Source organism: Psychrobacillus sp. (assembly GCF_056205495.1).
On the sequence record NZ_JBAEAP010000059.1, the window covers coordinates 1 to 3,704 of the forward strand.

Annotated in this window: 3 protein-coding genes; all 3 read right to left on the minus strand. The window is 38.3% G+C overall.

The annotated features are described in order from the left end of the window. Window positions 1-1,447, minus strand: a 1,447-nt coding sequence (locus AC06OU_RS01885) for an ABC transporter substrate-binding protein (protein ID WP_475853592.1), incomplete at its 3' end; no start/stop codon positions are given. Window positions 1,448-1,487: 40 nt separating this feature from the next. After that, window positions 1,488-2,696, minus strand: a complete 1,209-nt coding sequence (locus AC06OU_RS01890) for a M20 metallopeptidase family protein (RefSeq protein WP_475853593.1) — start codon at window positions 2,694-2,696, stop codon at window positions 1,488-1,490. Window positions 2,697-3,429: 733 nt separating this feature from the next. Then, window positions 3,430-3,704: RsmE family RNA methyltransferase (locus tag AC06OU_RS01895; protein ID WP_475853594.1), on the minus strand; the 275-nt coding region annotated here is incomplete at its 5' end.

Below are 3,704 nucleotides of genomic sequence, written 5' to 3' on the forward strand. Positions count from 1 at the left end.
GATGTAGAACTATGTGAGCTGTATCTTCAGCTAATAAATGTTGTGCTTTAATATACTGTTGTTCTCTTTCTTCTGGATCCATATTTTTAGCAGCAGCTGCTAATAACTCTTCTACTTCTTCATTGTAATAATCAATTTGACCTTTAAATCTCTCAAAGTTATACCAATCTAGTGCATTCGCAGCATCAAACATAGAGTTACCTAAAGCTAGTAAATAAGCATCCTTGTTTTTACCTGAACTACGAAGCTCAACGAAGGTACTCCACTCCATGAACTCAACTTTTGCTTTTACGCCAATTGCACTCCACATTCCAGCAACCATCTCAGAGATTTCAGCATCCTGTAAATAACGTCCTTTTGGAGAGTGGAAAGTCATTTCAAAGCCATCTGGATAGCCTGCTTCCGCCAATAATCTTTTTGCTTCTTCTACATTATAGTTGTACGTATTATAAAGATCTTCAGCAAAACCAAAGTTCCCTGGTGCAACACGCGTAATCGTTGGTATACCAGCTCCATTTAGAAGGTTATCTGTAATTGCCTTGTTATCAATTGCTAAGTCTAATGCTTTTCTTACTCTAGGATCTGATGTCGGATATCCTTCCGTTGAACGTAAGAAGATCATTACTGTTCGGTTAGAAGCACCTTGCGATAAATATGTTCCATCGTTTTTTTCTACACGCTCCCACTCACTTGGTGGTATGTTTGTTGCAATGTCAACTCCACCTGTTAATAACTCGGAAACACGCGTAGAGTTTTCAGGGATTACACGGAATACAACTTCATCCCATTCTTTATTTTTTCCAGCGAAATAATCCTCGTAGACTTCTAGGACGATGCGATCGTCACGCTTCCATTCAACAAATTTAAATGGTCCTGTCCCAACTGGATTATCCAAGAAATGATCCATTCCGTGCTCTTCAATATATTCAGAAGGAAGGATACTAGAAGCTATCCTTGAAATTCTATTCAGTAAGGCTGGATCTGGTTCGTGTGTAATAATACGGAGTGTAAGCTCATCAATCACTTCTACCTCTTTAATAGCTTTATAGTTAATGTGATCAAGTAATGTTGAATCAAGTGCAACTCTTTCAAGTGAGAATTTAACATCCTCAGAATCTAACGCCTCACCGTTATGGAAAGTAACTCCTTCTTTTAGCTTTACTTCCCAAGTAGTATCGTCTATCTTTTTATAGCTCTCAGCTAAGTCTGGGACAATCTCACCTGTCTCATTATCACGTTTAAACAGATAGTTAAACATGTTCACGTGAATTGCTTCAGTAGAAGTATTTGTATGGTTATGAACATCAAATGTCACCATGTCCGTCCCCATTGCAATCGTTAACGTTCGATCCTCTTTGTCGCCCTCAGAAGATTCCTCGCCATTACATGCAGCCAACAATCCCACTGTCAAAAGCACAGTGCTAGCTAGTCCTAACCATTTCTTCATACTCATTCCCCTTTTCTATATATTCTCGTAAATCCCATACTTACTGCTCTTTTGAATGATTGTCGATGTAATCAAGAGCGAATTGTGCCAGTAAAGCGGAGCCATATGGCAGTGCATCTTCATCAATATCAAATTTCGGGTGATGATTTGGATAGACACACTCCTTTTCTTCGTTATAGGTTCCTAATCGGAAGAAAATGCCTGGCACCTTCTCAGCATAGTAAGCAAAATCCTCGCCACCCATGCTCGGATTAACAATCAATAATTTACTGTCACCCAATATCTTTTCAGCAACTAAATCTAATAAAGGAATCAAGCGATTATCATTTTTAACAGAAGGATAACCAAATTTATAATCGAATTTATAAGTAGCCCCCATTCCTTCACAGATGCCTTTAATATACTGTTCCATTCTTTTGGAAATAATTTTTCTCAATGATGGGTCTAAAACTCTCACTGTTCCTTCCATACGAACAGATGGAGCGATGACATTTCTCTTAAAGCCACCCTCAATTTTACCTATTGTCAAAACAGCTGGTTTCAAAGGGTCAACTGAACGGCTCACAATTTGCTGCAAGGAAGAGATTACCTCTGCCGCAACCGTAATCGAATCAATGGACATATGAGGATGAGCTGCATGACCACCCTCTCCAATCACTTCTATGTCGAAAGAATCCGCACATGCCATTGCTACATCTTTCGCAACCGTTATAAATCCTGTACTTGCAGTAGGATGAACGTGCAAACCGGCAATAACATCGACATTTGGGTTTTCAAGTACCCCTTCTTTAACCATATGTAAAGCCCCTGCTAACCCTTCCTCAGCCGGTTGAAAAATAAACTTTATATTCCCTTTCAACGGTCTCTGCTTACTAAGTATCTTGGCCGCTCCCAACAAAATAGTCGTATGAGCATCATGCCCACATAAGTGAGCTACACCCGGAACAGTCGAAGCATATGTAACAGATTTCTCATCTTGTATAGGAAGCGCATCCATATCTGCCCTTAATGCAACAGTCGGACCTGGCTGAGTACCTCGCAGAAGAGCAACTATTCCAGTTTTCGCCACCGGTGCCTGAATCTCAAAACCAAGATCTTTCAAATTCTCTAAAACAAACTTTGACGTCTCATACTCTTCAAATGACAACTCTGGATTCATATGAAGATGTCTACGCCACTCAATTAATTGATCCTTCAAAGCAAGTGCCTCTTTAAGTAACCTGTTCGCTTCTACTGCCGTATCTTTCATTTAGCCATCCTACCCCGCCTCTTTATACTAAATATTGTGAAATATCAATATTTTCTGAATATTAAGTATAATGTTAAAGAAAAATAGTTCTTTAGTCAATATTATATTTACATATTTTTACCAAATACACTTGAAAACACAGCGTCAAATTAGGCTCGTCATACCGTGTAAATGAGGTTGTTGAGTTCCAAAATATTTTTAAAATTAAGCGGAAGAAATGGAGAGTGATAGGACTTAAAAAACCCCAAGATTTACATGATTATTAATGAAAGAAATTATTCTGAGAGTAGAGGAAGCAAAAACTTCTCCGACAAAAAATCGGATAGGCTTTTGGAATTGTAGGTTATTTTTTGAATAGTTTCTGACATAGGGATTAGGGATCCTATCTAAAAAGGAAGTGTCCCGCTGTTATTAGCAGCGGACACTCCCCATGTGACAACGCGGAAAAATATAAGTGTCTAACTAAGTAACTTTTCTCACTTTTCATCTTATCGGTCACCTAGATCGTTAATATCAACAGTAACAAAATGAAGTAAACCCGCAATACCTACGAAAATTTATAGTGGGAGAAGTGATCTTTCTCTCTGTTAAGGTGAAGAAGATTGTTCTCTTGTTAATTATACTATCGATTACCAGTAGTCCTTTTTGAATTGAATTTATGTAAAAGTTAAAAAAGCAGAAATGTTGTCTAAGCAACGTTTCTGCTTTTCTCATCCTTTTTATAATACCTTTATCATTCAAATTCATATGAAATTGCAGATAACGCATATAACGGTGCTGTTTCTGCTCGTAATATACGAGGTCCAAGTGACATTGTTTTTGCTCCAGCTTCAATGAGTGCATCACTTTCTTTACGTGAGATGCCCCCTTCTGGACCGAAAATACATAAAATTGTTTGCCCACCATCTGCTTTCAACTGCTGAAGCTTGTCTGCAAATCGTTGACGTACTTCCAGCTTCGCATCTTCCTCATCCGCAATAAATACTGCATCATAAAATGAAATCGTTG

Coding starts and splice junctions, on each gene's coding strand:
- AC06OU_RS01890 (WP_475853593.1), bottom strand. CDS start 2,696: ATGAAAGATACGGCAGTAGAAGCGAACAGGTTACTTAAAGAGGCACTT.